This is a genomic window from Hydrogenophaga sp. (assembly GCF_050182545.1).
Lineage (GTDB): Bacteria > Pseudomonadota > Gammaproteobacteria > Burkholderiales > Burkholderiaceae_C > Hydrogenophaga.
In genome coordinates, this window is record NZ_JBFXCD010000007.1 from 128,591 (window position 1) to 141,996 (window position 13,406).

Sequence of the window (13,406 nt, forward strand, 5' to 3'; positions counted from 1 at the left end):
CTTTAGAGTTCCAGCACTTGCGGCTGTTGGGCGGTGTGCGGGTGCTCTGCACCGCCGTACACCTTGAGCTTCTTGATCATGGCGTAGCCGAGCGGGCCCTTGGGCAGCATGCCCTTGACGGCCTTCTCGAGCGCGCGGCCAGGGTGCTTGGCCTGCATGTCGCGGAAGTTGGTGCCATAGATACCGCCCGGATAACCGGAATGACGGTAGTACACCTTGTCGAGGGCCTTGGTGCCCGTGACGCGGAGTTTGGCTGCGTTGATGATGACGATGAAGTCACCGGTATCGACGTGAGGCGTGTAAATGGCCTTGTGTTTGCCGCGCAGACGGAGAGCAACTTCACTGGCTACTCGTCCGAGGACCTTGTCGGTCGCGTCAATCACAAACCACTCGTGCGTCACGTCAGCGGGTTTGGCGCTGAACGTTTTGGTCATGAGTTTTCTCTTGAAGAGGTGGTTTGGCAGCTCTTTTCCACGGTCGGTCGTTCTCTGACGGAACGCTCTTAGGTGGGGTCTGGATACTTCGCCGCGGAGCCAGCAGTTCGCTGCGAAGCCCCCGATTGTACGAAATATCGGGCCTGACTGGCAAACCGCCTGCCGCCAGCGGTCGGGCAGCACGGTCCAACGGCTACCATCGGGGCATGTTCAGTTACCGACACGCCTTCCACGCGGGCAATCATGCCGATGTGCTCAAGCACATCACATTGATCGCCACGCTGCGCCACCTGATGCAGAAGGAAGCCGGTCTGACCTTGATCGACACCCATGCGGGGGCCGGGCTCTACCGGCTGGACGGGGACTATGCCGAAACCGGCGGTGAGGCCAAGGACGGTGTGGTCAAGCTCATGGGCGCCTTGCGGGCTGAAGGCCATGCGCCGGCGCAGACCGTCGCGCCGGCGATCGACGACTACCTGGACCTGATCGAGAGCTTCAATCCCTCAGGAGCACTGCGCGTCTACCCGGGCTCGCCCTTTGTCATGCACCACTTGCTGCGTGCGCAATCGCGTGACCGGCTCAAGCTCTTCGAACTGCACCCGACCGACAGCCGCACGCTGACGGCCAACATCGCGCAACTCGAAGCGGGGCGTCAGATCGTGGTGGCGCGCGAAGACGGATTCGAAGGAATCAAGCCGCTGCTGCCGCCGCCGCCATCGGCCACGGGCTCCAGACGTGCGCTGGTGTTGATCGATCCCAGCTACGAGATCAAAAGCGATTACTCGAAAGTGAGCGCCTGCATACAAGAGGCCATCAAGCGCTTTTCCACCGGCACCTACCTGGTCTGGTACCCGGTGATCCCCCGCCCGGAAGCGCACGATCTGCCGCGCCGCCTGCGCACGCTGTCCAACCAGGCGCAACGGCCCTGGCTCAACGCCACGCTGGCGATCGGTCAGGACCCGGCCCACGGTCCCGATGACCGGCCCGGCCTGACCGCCAGCGGCATGTTCGTGGTCAACCCGCCGCACACGCTCAAGGGTGTGCTGCAGGCGGCCCTGCCGCAGTTGCTCGCCCACCTCGGGCGCGGGCGCGGCAAGTCTCAAACACTTGAATCGGGCGGCTGAGCCGCGGGTTCACCGCGGCCGGCCCAGCGACATCGTCCAGTAGCGGCCGTAGTCGCTGCCCGTTCGCTGCATGCAACTCACGCCCACGTCGCGGTATTCGGCACGCATGATGTTCGCGCAATGGCCCTCACTGGCCAGCCAGGTGGACATCGCCGCCGATACCGTGGACTGCCCCGCAGCGATGTTCTCGCCTGCCCAGGACCAGGCGTAGCCCTCGTCGGCGATGCGCTGCGACGCGCTGCGCCCGTCCAGCCCGGTGTGCGAGAAGTAGTTGTTGGTCGCCATGTCGACCGAGTGGCGCGCGGCGGCGGAGAACAGCCGGTCGTCCCAGGTCAGCGGTGCCACTGCCGACATGAGCGTGCCGCCGCACTGGCGTGCCGTGGCCCGCGCGGCGTTGATCTGCTGCAGCAGGCTGTCGCGGAATTCAGGCAGGCCACAGCTTGTGCCGGCATCCAGCGCCAGCAGAACCGTCGCACTGTCGGTCGCACCGCCCGATCCACCCGATGCGCTGGCGGGCATGGGGCCCACGGCGAGACCGCCGGATCCGGCCTCAGCGCCACTGCCCCCGTCACCACCACCACCGCAGGCCGTCAGGCAGAGCGCTGTGCCAGCGACGGCGACCAGTCGCCGGATCACGGCGGGGCGCGCAACAAAGGACGCATGGGAGGGGTGACTGGGTGGATTGACCATGTGCCAACTCTACGGTCTGGCACCCAGCCTCTGGTAAGCGGATGTAGAAGGCCACCGCCCGTCCGGCAGCGCGACCGCACTTCGGTTGCACCCGGTTCCGGTGTTGCATAATTAGCCGACCGACCGGTTGGTTAATTGCATATACTTGCAACTGCACCCGAAAACCGGGGCCAGGAGACGCCGATGTACACCCAGTCTTTCAACGTGCCCGATGCCGACAGCAAAACCGGCGCGGCACTCCATGCGGTGCCGCCCCACGACACTGCCTTGCAGGCCCATTTCGACGCCGCGATCGACGCCGACGGCAAGATCGAACCGCGCGACTGGATGCCCGATGCCTACCGCAAGACGCTGGTGCGCCAGATCAGCCAGCACGCGCACAGCGAGATCGTCGGCATGCTGCCCGAGGGCAACTGGATCTCGCGCGCGCCCAGCCTCAAGCGCAAGGCCATCCTGGTGGCCAAGGTGCAGGACGAAGGTGGACATGGCCTGTACCTCTACAGCGCCGCGGAAACCCTGGGCACCAGCCGCGACCAGATGTTCCACGCACTGCACTCCGGCAAGGCCAAGTACAGCTCGATCTTCAACTACCCCACGCTGACCTGGGCCGATGTGGGCGTGATCGGCTGGCTGGTGGACGGCGCGGCGATCATGAACCAGATCCCGCTGTGCCGTTGCAGCTACGGCCCGTACGCACGCGCGATGATCCGCGTCTGCAAGGAAGAGAGCTTCCACCAGCGCCAGGGCTTCGAATCGCTGATGGTGATGATGCAAGGCACTGACGAACAGAAGGCCATGGTGCAGGACGCGGTGAACCGCTGGTGGTGGAAATGCCTGGCCATGTTTGGCCCACCAGATGCCGACAGCCCGAACAGCGTGCAGGGCATGCGCTGGGGCATCAAGCGCATCAGCAACGACGACCTGCGCCAGAAGTTCGTCGACGCCACCGTGCCGCAGGCCGAGGTGCTGGGCGTAACCCTGCCCGACCCCGACCTGAAATGGAACGAGGCGCGTGGCCACCACGACTATGGCCGGATTGACTGGGATGAGTTCTGGGCCGTGGTCAACGGCGACGGCCCCTGCAACAAGGAGCGCCTGGCCACGCGCGTGAAAGCCTGGAACGACGGCGCCTGGGTCCGCGAAGCCGCGCTGGCGCATGCCCGCAAGCAAGAGCAACGTGCCATGAAGGAGGCAGCATGAACACCCCCACATTGAAGGAATGGCCCCTGTGGGAAGTGTTCGTGCGCAGCAAGCAGGGCCTGGAACACAAGCACTGCGGCAGCCTGCACGCCAGCGACGCGGCCCACGCGCTGCAGATGGCGCGCGACGTGTACACACGCCGCCAGGAAGGCGTGAGCATCTGGGTCGTGCCCTCGGCCACCATCACCGCGAGCGAGCCCGACAGCAAGGACAGCTTCTTCGACCCGGCGGCCGACAAGGTCTACCGCCACCCGACCTTCTACGAAATCCCCGACAAAGTGGGGCATATGTGATGGTCTCGGCGCCCACCCATGCCCCGATCGGCTACCTGCTGCACCTGGCCGACAACGCCCTGGTGCTGGGCCAGCGCAACGCCGAGTGGTGCGGCCACGGCCCCGTCCTCGAAGAAGACCTGGCCCTGGCCAACAACAGCCTGGACCTGCTGGGCCAGGCCCGCCTGCTCTACCAACACGCCGCGGCGCTCATCAACGACGACGCGGATCTGGCACAGCGTTTCCGGCATCTGCAGGGCGCACGCGCCGATGGTGGTGTGACCGAGGACACCTTGGCCTATTTCCGCGACCCGGCCGAGTTCCGCAACCTCACGCTGCTGGAGCTCCCCCACCACGGGCCGCTCGCCGGCACCGCCGCGGCCGAGCGCGACTACGCCACCACCATCACCCGCAATTTCCTCTACAGCGCGCTGATGGTGCTGGTGTGGGAGCGCCTGCAGGCATCGGCCGACGCGCAACTGGCGGCCATTGCGGCCAAATCGCTCAAGGAGGTGCGATACCACCTGCGCCATGCCAGCGACTGGCTGGTGCGATTCGGCGACGGCACTGAGGCATCGCGCGCGCGCGCCCAGGCCGCGCTGAACCACCTGCTGCCGTATTGCCAGGAATTCTGGACCGGCAGCGAGGCGGAGACGCAGGCGGCGAACAACGGCACCGGTGCCGATCTGGCCAGCCTGAGGACGGCGTGGGAGGCGCTGGTGGACGACACGCTGAACGAAGCGACGCTCACGCGTCCGGTCCATGGCGGGCATGTGACCCAGGGCAAGCTGGGCGTGCACTCCGAACACATGGGCTTCCTGCTGGCGGAGATGCAGAGCCTGGCGCGCGCGCATCCGCAAGCGGTGTGGTGATCGCCGTGACTTCCACCTTCGTCGGGCACGATCACGCGGCCATCTGGGCGGCGCTGGCCGATCTGGCCGATCCGGAGATTCCGGTAATCAGCCTGCGCGAACTCGGCATCCTGCGCGATGTGCGCACGGGTGCCGACGGCATGCCCGAGGTGGTGATCACGCCCACCTACAGCGGCTGCCCGGCCATGGGCCAGATCGAGGACGACGTGCGCACCGCGCTCGTGACCGCAGGCATGTCGGCCCGCGTGGTCACGCAACTCGCGCCCGCCTGGACCACCGACTGGATGGACGAAGCCGCGCGCGAGAAGCTGCGCGCCTACGGCATCGCGCCACCGCAGTGCGACAGCGACAGACGCAGCGACGGCACGAACGTGCTCCGGTTCTCGCGGCAGGCGCAGCCTCGCGAGCATGTGCCCTGCCCGCAGTGCGGCTCGACACGCACGACCGAGACCTCGCCCTTCGGGTCCACCGCGTGCAAGGCGATGTACCGCTGCCTCGATTGCCTCGAGCCCTTCGACTACTTCAAACCGTACTGACGCCATGAGCACAGCAGCCGCCCGCGGATTCCATGACCTGCCCATCGCCCGCATCAGCCCCGAGGCGGCTGGCGCGGTCGCCATCACGTTCGCGGTCCCGCCCGAACAGCGTGACGCCTTCGCGTTCGAACCCGGGCAGTTCCTCACCGTGCGCGCCACCATCGCCGGGCAGGACGTACGCCGCAGCTATTCCATCAGCAGCCCGCGCAGCCTGCTCACGCGGCGCGGCGAACTCACGCTGGGCATACGCCCCGTCGAAGGGGGCGTGTTCTCCAACTGGGCCGCCACCGAACTCAAGGCCGGCGACACGCTCAAGGCCATGCCGCCGGACGGCCGCTTCACGGTGCACAAGCCGCGGGCCCTGCACCGCGTGGGCTTCGCAGCGGGTTCAGGCATCACGCCCATCCTCTCGCTCATGGCAAGCACGCTGGAGGAGTCCGACAACAGCAAGTTCACCCTGGTGTATGGCAACCGGCGCATGGGCAGCGTGATGTTCAACGAGGCACTGCAGGACCTCAAGGATCGCTACGCCGACCGGCTCACGCTGGTCCACATCCTCTCGCGCCAGGCGCAGGAGGTGCCCTTGCTCGAAGGCCGCATCGACGGCGACAAGGTGCGCGCCCTGATCGCCACGCTGCTGCCCGTCGCCAGCATGGACGAGGTTTTCATCTGCGGGCCCGAGGCCATGATCGAGGCCACGGAAACGGCCCTGCTCGACGCTGGCGTGCGCCCTGACCGCGTGCACACCGAGCGCTTCACCTCGCCCACGCTGGAGGCTTTGCCCAAGGCCGAACGCCGCGCCGCAGTGCTCGGCCACCCGGCGGTTCCCACTGAAGGGGAGGTGAGGTTGACCGTGGTGCTCGACGGCAAACCGCACGAATTGCGCATGAACCGCGACGAGCGAGTGCTGGACGTGGCCCTCAACGCCGGCCTGGACCTGCCCTGGTCGTGCCGCGGCGGCGTGTGCTGCACCTGCCGCGCCAAGGTGATGGAAGGCGCGGTGCTGATGGACAAGAACTTCACGCTCGAACCCTGGGAAACCGACAAGGGCTTCGTGCTGAGCTGCCAGGCCCGCCCCACCACCGACCGCGTGGTGGTGAGCTACGACGAACGCTGACCCCCTCGGGCGGCTCCCGTCAGGGCGCGAACACGATCACCGGCGCCACGCCCGCCTGGATGATGCCGATGGCCTCGGCGGCGGCGCGGCTGAGGTCGATCACTCGACCTTTCGTGAATGGACCCCGGTCGTTGATGCGCACCGTCACTTCGCGACCCGTGGTTGCATGGCGCACACGCACGCGGGTGCCAAACGGCAGCGTCTTGTGGGCGGCGGTGAAGTCGTTCATGTCAAACGACTCGCCGCTGGCGGTACGTCGGCCCTGAAATTTCTCGCCATACCAGGAGGCGATGCCGCGTTCGACCTCGCGCCCACTCGTGGTTGAAGCCGTGGCTGCCGATTCATGGTTCGCGGGCCCCGCACAGCCGCCCAGCGCCAACACCGCGACCAGCAGGCCAGCCAGTGCCCAGCCAGGTGGGCCCAATGCGCAGGCATCGGCGTGGATGGGGACGCGGGGAGCGAAAGGAGCAAGAAGATTCATGGTCGGCCAGGTTCCATGGTGACGGCATCCAGTTCAATGTGCCGGGCACAGCATGTGCTGTTGTACCAGACCCAGGCAAGCAAGACCTTGCGGGCTCAATCCGGCCCCGACGGAGCAGCAAATCGCCGACTCAGCACCGGCCACGCCTTGGCCCAGCAACACTGGTGATCAAACGCAGGCACCCGTTGCACCACCGGCGGGTGTGCGAACGGCGCGCCTGCGCCGACAAACCGTTGCAGGACCGCGGGTGGGACCACGCGATCTTCCAAGCCGATGAAGTGCCACTGGCGCAGGTAGGCCAAGCGCACAGACACGTCCCGTGGATTGAGCGACCCCTCCAGCGGCGACACTCGAAGCTGCTGCGCCCAGGTCTCGATGTCCAGCACACCCGCCACCGTCACCAGCGCCACCACATCGTTGCGGCGCGCCGCCAGAAGGGCAGCAATGCCTGCACCGCCGGAGTACCCCACGAGCACGAGTTCGCTGGCACCGGCGTCCGCCGCCAGCAGTCCGACGGCGCGGTCCATCGCCGCCACAACCTCGAGCGCCATGCGATGACTGCCCCAGTACCGTTGATGACACCCCTTGAACGCCGGACCCTGTACGTACTGGCACGGGCGCGCAAGGTAGACCGCCGCTCCACCCTCGTCGGCCATGGCCATCCGAAGCGCCACGGGGTCGACCGGGGTCGGCGCGAACGACGGTGTGTGCCGGTCCAGCCACGCCAGGCCATCGCCTTCGATGTAGACCGTCAGGCGGTGGGACCGGATCGTCCGCGCGGGCACAAAGGCCAGCAGATCGAATGCCGGGCCGGGCAGCAATCGGGGCTGCCACCCTTGGGTGATCGCCCACGCCTGCAGCGAGGCACTGCGTTCGTCCGGGGAGAGCGCAACGCAGCCCGTCAGCCAGGCCAGCGCCAGCGCCGCCAACGGCCACGCGCGCTGGCAAAGACGGCGGTGGGTCAGAACATCCAAGCCAGACGCACCGACGCGGTCTGGTCGCGCAGGCCCTTGCGCAGCCGGAGGTCGTAGCGCGCGCTGATTTCCATCCGTTCGCTGGGCCGATGGCGCAGCCCCAGACCGAACTCCGCCACCATCCGCGACCGGGGCAGACCCTCGGTGGTGAAGGCCACGCCGCCGCCGGTGAAGCGGGCAGTCACGGTGTTGGCCTGACCGCTGAGGTCCGCCCCCACCGCCGCGCGGGTCAGCCATTGGGTCCGTGTGTTGAAGTCTTTCTGCACCTGCGCACCGACCTTCAGGATGGCTTCACGGGCCTTCTGGGCATTGACCTGCAGGTTCAACGCGCCGGCACCGTCCTCGGTGTAGGCCTCGCTCGCGTACTGCCGCCAGTCCAGAGCCACCAGCGGCCGGACGGTCATGCCCTGCCACGGTTGCGCCCAGCTCAGACCGAGGCCAAGGTGCCATGCATCGCCGAAGTAACGCGCCTGTGCCGTGCGGCCGATGAACGCGAGCGAGCGACGGGACTCCACACGACTGCGCGTGTAGTCGCCTCGCCATGTCAGTTGCAGCCCGGTGTCGTTGAGTGCATAGCGGCCATAACCCATCAGCTGGACGCTTTCCATGTCGCTGCGGTGGTTTTCAGCGAATCCTTCGCCGTCCACGTTGCCCTGGAGGTACGCGACTCCCAGACCCAGCGCGGCCGCGGTGCCCACGTCCTGCTGTACACCACCCACCAGGCCGTAGGTGCCGACCTCGTAACCATTGGCGCCATCCCGGCCGTCCTGGTGCACCCAGTTGCCCACCGGCTTCACCCAGAGGCTGCGGCCACTCGACGAGGCGCCTCCGGACTGGCCCGACCCGGCCAGCTGCGCTTCGACGGCAGCGTTTGAGGCAGCGCTGTGCGCTAGGGCGGCGAGCGCCGCATTGCCATGCAACAGCGGCATGGCTTGGCCAACGGCCACCGCGACATCGCGGTTGGTCGCCTGCCGACCCAGCGCAGTCACCACGCTGTCCCAGTCGGTTCCGGTCACACCGCCGCGCACGTAGCCGTCGAGCACGCGAGCGGCGGGCACACCGTTGAGCAGATTGCTAAGCGTCACGGCGGGCACGACGCCCTCGCTGGACGAGGACGATCCACCGGCGGCCACAAGGTCCAGGTCGATGGCACTGCCGTTGACGCTGGATTCGAAATTGAAGAGCGCGCTGTTGTCGACCACATTGGTCGCCGGGGCCGAATTCGTCAGCGTGCCGCTGGCGGACAAAACACCTGCGAGCGTCTGACCCGTGGACAGGGTGTTGAACGCGTTGACGTCGACCTCGAAACGCGCACCCGAATCCAGCGTCGCATTGCCGGTGACGTTTAGCCGGCCGAAGGCCGCAGCGCTGGTGGCGCCAATGCGCAGCGTGCCCGTCTGCTTGTAGTTGCCGGAAATCTGGCCCTGGACGCCGACCGGTACGTACAGGGTGCCCGCGTTGTTGAAGGCGTCGGCCGAGCCGCTGCTCAGTGTGATGGTGTGCGTTGACGCGCCAATGTTCAGACGGCCACCACTCAGGACTTGAAACGTTGCGGCGTTGAACGTGTTCTCGGTGGTGAACACTGCGCCCGACAGCACACGAATCGACCCAGCGGTGTTGGCCACCGCGCCTGTGATCCGCGAGGAGGTGCCAAGCAGGTTGAGGGTGGTGCCGGTGGTCTGGATGCCGCCCAGAATCCGGCCGGCGTTGTTGAGCGTGCCCAGCGTGCCGGTGCTTTCGATGACATTCGGCCACGTGCTCGTACCGGAGATCACGCCCGAGGCTTCGTTGTTCAGCACCGTGATGGTCCCCAGGTTGTACACACCCAGTGCGAAAGCACTGCCCCCCTGAAGCGTCCCGCGGTTGACGATGCTGTCGATGCTGCCCATGTTCCAGATGGCGTCGAACGGCGAACCTGCGATGGTGCCGTCGTTGGTGATCCGCACACCCGTCACGCCAGCACCAACGCGCACACCGACAGACGCACCCAGGCCATCACCTGTGATGCTCCCACCGGATGTGACCGAAAGCGAATCACCGTTGTCGAGGCCGCACTCTCCCACCACGGGAGCAGATACGTTGATCGCCCCCGCCCCCACGCAGGAGCCCGTTCCAGCCAGAGTGAATCCGTGGGACAACGCGAACAGGCCGGGCAACACCAGGCGCTTGAGGGTCAGAGGCGGGAGATATCGGGTCATGCGAGCAGCACCTGAGAGACAGCTTCAGAAAAAAGGCGGATCTGTGGTCCGCCGCTTGAATACAGACGTCTGACTGCATTCAGTTAAATTTTCTTACATTTCTCACAAATTGCTGCGAGCAATTGGTCACAAATTCCTTAGCGCCAGAGGGACAGTGACCCCCGCGCATGCACCGACATCCGCCGTGCCGTCACTCAGTTGATGCCCGCAACCGCCGCATGATCTCCAGCGTCGCCGCGCTCTGGTTCATGGTGTAAAAGTGCAGGCCGGGCGCGCCGCCACGGCACAGCCGCTCGCACAGGTCGGTGACCACGTCCAGCCCAAAGGCCTTGATGGACGCCGTGTCGTCGCCAAAGGCCTGCAACCGCATGCGGATCCAGCGCGGAATCTCGGCACCGCAAGCGTCCGAGAAACGCATGAGCTGCGTGGAGCTGGTGATGGGCATGATGCCGGGCACCACCGGCACATCCACGCCGCGCGAGCGCAGGTCGTCCAGATAGCGGAAGTAGCCGTCGCTGTTGAAGAAGTACTGCGTGATGCCCGAGTCCGCACCGGCCTGCACCTTGGCCACAAAGGCGTCGAGATCAGAAAGCGGCGACCGGGCCTGCGGGTGCGTTTCAGGGTAGGCCGCCACCTCGATGTGGAAATGGCTCCCGGTCTCGGCGCGCACGAACGCCACGAGATCGCTCGCGTAGCGAAACTCGCCACCCACGCCATACCCGCTGGGCAGGTCGCCACGCAAAGCCACGAGGCGGCGGATACCGGCCGCCGTGTACGCCGCGAGGCGCTCGCGGATGCTCTCGCGCGACTGGCCGATGCAACTCAGATGCGGCGCGGCCGGACAGCCCTCGGCCATGATCTCGGTCACGGCCTGCAGCGTGCCGTCCTGCGTGGAGCCACCGGCGCCAAAGGTCACCGAGCAGAACTCGGGCTTGAGCGCATACAGCTGCTCGCGCACCGCGCGCAGCTTGGTCGCGCCCTCGGGCGTCTTGGTCGGAAAAAATTCCAGGCTGATCGGAAGACTCATGGTCTCGTCCTTGCTGATATCACTTGCTTGCACACACAAAGAATTCGCGGTTCCCGTCACCACCGGTGATCGGGCTGTCGAAGTAGTCCTGCAGCGTCAGGCCGTTGTCGCGGCAGGCCTGTTCGATGCGCTCGCGCACCCGCTCGTGGCTGACCGCGTCCTTCACCAGGCCCCCCTTGCCAATGTGTTCGGGCTGCAGCTCAAACTGCGGCTTGACCAGCGTCAGCAGACGTCCACCTGTCTCCAGCAACGGCACGAGGGCCGGCCACACCAGGGTCTGCGAGATGAACGACAGGTCGCCCACGATCAGCTCGAACGGTGGCGCCGCACCCGCATCGCGCAGTGCATCGGCGGTCAGTTCCCTCGCATTGCACTTCTCGATGCAGACCACACGCGGGTTGCTCCGCAGCGAAGGATGCAACTGGCCCTGGCCCACGTCCACGCCGACGACCCGCGCCGCGCCGTGTTGCAGCAGGCAGTCGGTGAACCCCCCGCTGCTCTGCCCCACGTCGAGACAGCGCAGTCCGCTCACCTCCAGACCGGTGTGCTTCAACGCGCCTTCGAGCTTGAGGCCTCCCCGCGAGACGTAGCGCGTCTCGGCGCTGTCCAGCAGCCGCAGTTCGGCCACGTCGCGCAGTTCTTCCCCGTTCTTGGACACGGCCCGCCAATCGCCCTCCGGCAAGCGCCATTGCACGCCCGCGGCAATGAGCCGCTGGGCCTGTGAACGGGTGGCTGCCAGGCCGCGCTCGACGAGCAATTGATCAGCACGCATGGTGAACCTCCAGCGATGCCGCGGAACCGGCCTGGCCGGGCCGCAGGCATCGCCCCCTTGAGGGGGTCGCGCAAAGCGCGGCGGCGGTGCTCAATACCTGTACGTGTCCGGCTTGTACGGGCCGGCCTTGTTCACGCCGATGTAGGCGGCCTGCTCGTCGGTCAGCTCGGTCAGCATCGCGCCGACTTTCTTCAGGTGCAGGCGCGCCACTTTCTCGTCCAGGTGCTTGGGCAGCACGTACACCTTGCCGATGTCGTAGCCGTCCGGGTGGCAGAACAGCTCGATCTGCGCAATGGTCTGGTTCGCGAAAGAGCTCGACATCACGAAGCTGGGGTGGCCGGTGCCGCAACCCAGGTTCACCAGGCGGCCCTTGGCCAGCATGATGATCTTCTTGCCGTCGGGGAAGATCACGTGATCGACCTGGGGCTTGATCTCTTCCCACTGGTACTTTTCGATCGAGGCGATGTCGATCTCGTTGTCGAAGTGGCCGATGTTGCAGACGATGGCCTGGTCCTTCATCGCAACCATGTGGTCGTGCGTGATGATGGACTTGTTGCCCGTGGTGGTCACGAAGATGTCGGCCTTGTCGGCGGCGTATTCCATGGTCACGACCTTGAAGCCCTCCATGGCGGCCTGCAGGGCGTTGATGGGGTCGATCTCGGTCACCCACACTTGCGCCGAGAGCGCGCGCAGCGCCTGCGCCGAGCCCTTGCCCACGTCGCCGTAGCCGGCCACCACGGCCACCTTGCCGGCGATCATCACGTCGGTGGCGCGCTTGATGCCGTCGACCAGCGATTCGCGGCAGCCATACAGGTTGTCGAACTTGCTCTTGGTCACCGAGTCGTTCACGTTGATGGCGCGGAACGGCAGCGTGCCCTTGAGGCTCATTTCCTTGAGGCGGTGCACGCCGGTGGTGGTCTCTTCGGTCACGCCGATGATCTGCGCCGCCTTGCGCGTGTACCAGGTCGGGTCCTGCGCCAGTTTGGACTTGATCGCGGCGAACAGGCAGGTCTCTTCCTCGCTGGTCGGCTTGCTGATCACCGACGGGTCCTTCTCGGCCTTCTTGCCCAGGATCATGAGCAGCGTGGCGTCACCGCCGTCGTCCAGGATCATGTTCGGGCCTTCGTTCTCGGTGCCCGCGGCGCCGAATTCGAAGATGCGGTGCGTGAAGTCCCAGTACTCGGCCAGGGTCTCGCCCTTGTGCGCGAACACCGGCGTGCCCTGCGCCACCAGGGCAGCGGCGGCGTGGTCCTGCGTGGAGAAGATGTTGCAGGAAGCCCAGCGCACGCTGGCGCCCAGGGCCTGCAGGGTTTCGACCAGCACCGCGGTCTGGATCGTCATGTGAATGCTGCCGGTGATGCGCGCGCCCTTGAGCGGCTGCGAGGCCGCGAATTCCTCGCGGATGGCCATCAGGCCGGGCATCTCGGTTTCGGCGATGCGGATTTCCTTGCGGCCCCATTCGGCAAGGGAAAGGTCGGCGATCGAGCTGTCGTTGACAGCGGGGTTGTTCAGACGTGCATTCATGGTTCGCTCCGTGAGGGATGGACAAACCACATCTCGCAAACATTGAGTAAGAAAGGACTCATCGCACGAGAAGTGGACGAGCGTCGTTGCATGGATGGTCCGAGCCTCACGCCCCGCGGCCGACGGTGTCGGTGGGGGCGCTGCAACGCTCCTCGGATCGCGGGATTCTATCGCAGCATGCCCCG

14 protein-coding genes and 1 riboswitch are annotated in these 13,406 nt (G+C 66.3%); of the genes, 6 read left to right on the top strand and 8 right to left on the bottom strand.

Annotated elements, in window-relative coordinates:
- Positions 1–2: 2 nt before the first annotated feature.
- Positions 3–434: a 50S ribosomal protein L13 gene (gene rplM / locus AB7P10_RS09945; protein WP_297657974.1), complete on the bottom strand. Its 432-nt coding sequence runs from the start codon at positions 432–434 to the stop codon at positions 3–5.
- Between the two features lie 206 nt (positions 435–640).
- On the opposite strand from rplM, the gene AB7P10_RS09950 reads away from it, so the two are divergent.
- Entirely contained in the window at positions 641–1,558 is a 918-nt protein-coding gene (locus AB7P10_RS09950; RefSeq protein ID WP_428293685.1) for a 23S rRNA (adenine(2030)-N(6))-methyltransferase RlmJ, read from the top strand.
- A gap of 9 nt (positions 1,559–1,567) precedes the next feature.
- Here AB7P10_RS09950 and AB7P10_RS09955 read toward each other — a convergent pair whose 3' ends face one another.
- Positions 1,568–2,248, bottom strand: a complete 681-nt coding sequence (locus tag AB7P10_RS09955; protein ID WP_428293686.1) for a CAP domain-containing protein — start codon at positions 2,246–2,248, stop codon at positions 1,568–1,570.
- A gap of 183 nt (positions 2,249–2,431) precedes the next feature.
- On the opposite strand from AB7P10_RS09955, the gene paaA reads away from it, so the two are divergent.
- Genes paaA through AB7P10_RS09980 form a run of 5 tightly spaced genes read left to right on the top strand, consistent with a single transcriptional unit; the run spans position 2,432 to position 6,245 of the window.
- Positions 2,432–3,448 (top strand): 1,2-phenylacetyl-CoA epoxidase subunit PaaA, encoded by a 1,017-nt coding sequence (gene paaA / locus AB7P10_RS09960; protein WP_428293687.1) that lies wholly within the window; start codon positions 2,432–2,434, stop codon positions 3,446–3,448.
- A complete protein-coding gene (gene paaB / locus AB7P10_RS09965; protein WP_428293688.1) occupies positions 3,445–3,741 on the top strand; it encodes a 1,2-phenylacetyl-CoA epoxidase subunit PaaB in 297 nt (98 codons plus the stop codon). Before paaA ends, paaB begins: the two co-directional genes overlap by 4 nt.
- Positions 3,741–4,592 (top strand): 1,2-phenylacetyl-CoA epoxidase subunit PaaC, encoded by an 852-nt coding sequence (gene paaC / locus AB7P10_RS09970; RefSeq protein WP_428293689.1) that lies wholly within the window; start codon positions 3,741–3,743, stop codon positions 4,590–4,592. The genes paaB and paaC overlap by 1 nt, the downstream gene beginning before the upstream one ends.
- Positions 4,592–5,128: a 1,2-phenylacetyl-CoA epoxidase subunit PaaD gene (paaD, locus tag AB7P10_RS09975; protein ID WP_428293746.1), complete on the top strand. Its 537-nt coding sequence runs from the start codon at positions 4,592–4,594 to the stop codon at positions 5,126–5,128. The genes paaC and paaD overlap by 1 nt, the downstream gene beginning before the upstream one ends.
- Before the next feature lie 4 nt (positions 5,129–5,132).
- The gene (locus AB7P10_RS09980) at positions 5,133–6,245 is read left to right on the top strand and encodes a 2Fe-2S iron-sulfur cluster-binding protein (RefSeq protein ID WP_428293690.1); all 1,113 of its coding nucleotides are present in this window, start codon (positions 5,133–5,135) and stop codon (positions 6,243–6,245) included.
- Positions 6,246–6,264: 19 nt separating this feature from the next.
- Here AB7P10_RS09980 and AB7P10_RS09985 read toward each other — a convergent pair whose 3' ends face one another.
- The 6 genes from AB7P10_RS09985 to ahcY all read right to left on the bottom strand — a co-directional run bounded on the left by AB7P10_RS09985 (position 6,265) and on the right by ahcY (position 13,221).
- A complete protein-coding gene (locus tag AB7P10_RS09985; RefSeq protein ID WP_428293691.1) occupies positions 6,265–6,726 on the bottom strand; it encodes a septal ring lytic transglycosylase RlpA family protein in 462 nt (153 codons plus the stop codon).
- A 95-nt stretch (positions 6,727–6,821) separates the two neighbouring features.
- Positions 6,822–7,700, bottom strand: a complete 879-nt coding sequence (locus AB7P10_RS09990; RefSeq protein WP_428293692.1) for an alpha/beta hydrolase — start codon at positions 7,698–7,700, stop codon at positions 6,822–6,824.
- Positions 7,688–9,859: an autotransporter outer membrane beta-barrel domain-containing protein gene (locus AB7P10_RS09995; RefSeq protein WP_428293693.1), complete on the bottom strand. Its 2,172-nt coding sequence runs from the start codon at positions 9,857–9,859 to the stop codon at positions 7,688–7,690. Before AB7P10_RS09995 ends, AB7P10_RS09990 begins: the two co-directional genes overlap by 13 nt.
- 229 nt (positions 9,860–10,088) lie before the next feature.
- Entirely contained in the window at positions 10,089–10,925 is an 837-nt protein-coding gene (gene metF, locus AB7P10_RS10000; protein WP_428293694.1) for a methylenetetrahydrofolate reductase [NAD(P)H], read from the bottom strand.
- A gap of 19 nt (positions 10,926–10,944) precedes the next feature.
- On the bottom strand, positions 10,945–11,697 hold the full coding sequence (locus tag AB7P10_RS10005) for a TlyA family RNA methyltransferase (protein ID WP_428293695.1): 753 nt from the start codon (positions 11,695–11,697) through the stop codon (positions 10,945–10,947).
- 90 nt (positions 11,698–11,787) lie between these two features.
- Entirely contained in the window at positions 11,788–13,221 is a 1,434-nt protein-coding gene (ahcY, locus tag AB7P10_RS10010; protein ID WP_428293696.1) for an adenosylhomocysteinase, read from the bottom strand.
- A gap of 71 nt (positions 13,222–13,292) precedes the next feature.
- A riboswitch (S-adenosyl-L-homocysteine riboswitch) is annotated at positions 13,293–13,381 on the bottom strand.
- Between the last annotated feature and the right edge of the window lie 25 nt (positions 13,382–13,406).

Excerpts from the sequence above, each read along its gene's own strand:
- rplM (WP_297657974.1), bottom strand. The coding sequence starts at position 434 with ATGACCAAAACGTTCAGCGCCAAACCCGCTGACGTGACGCACGAGTGG.
- AB7P10_RS09950 (WP_428293685.1), top strand. The coding sequence starts at position 641 with ATGTTCAGTTACCGACACGCCTTCCACGCGGGCAATCATGCCGATGTG.
- AB7P10_RS09955 (WP_428293686.1), bottom strand. The coding sequence starts at position 2,248 with ATGGTCAATCCACCCAGTCACCCCTCCCATGCGTCCTTTGTTGCGCGC.
- paaA (WP_428293687.1), top strand. The coding sequence starts at position 2,432 with ATGTACACCCAGTCTTTCAACGTGCCCGATGCCGACAGCAAAACCGGC.
- paaB (WP_428293688.1), top strand. The coding sequence starts at position 3,445 with ATGAACACCCCCACATTGAAGGAATGGCCCCTGTGGGAAGTGTTCGTG.
- paaC (WP_428293689.1), top strand. The coding sequence starts at position 3,741 with ATGGTCTCGGCGCCCACCCATGCCCCGATCGGCTACCTGCTGCACCTG.
- AB7P10_RS09980 (WP_428293690.1), top strand. The coding sequence starts at position 5,133 with ATGAGCACAGCAGCCGCCCGCGGATTCCATGACCTGCCCATCGCCCGC.
- AB7P10_RS09985 (WP_428293691.1), bottom strand. The coding sequence starts at position 6,726 with ATGAATCTTCTTGCTCCTTTCGCTCCCCGCGTCCCCATCCACGCCGAT.
- metF (WP_428293694.1), bottom strand. The coding sequence starts at position 10,925 with ATGAGTCTTCCGATCAGCCTGGAATTTTTTCCGACCAAGACGCCCGAG.
- AB7P10_RS10005 (WP_428293695.1), bottom strand. The coding sequence starts at position 11,697 with ATGCGTGCTGATCAATTGCTCGTCGAGCGCGGCCTGGCAGCCACCCGT.
- ahcY (WP_428293696.1), bottom strand. The coding sequence starts at position 13,221 with ATGAATGCACGTCTGAACAACCCCGCTGTCAACGACAGCTCGATCGCC.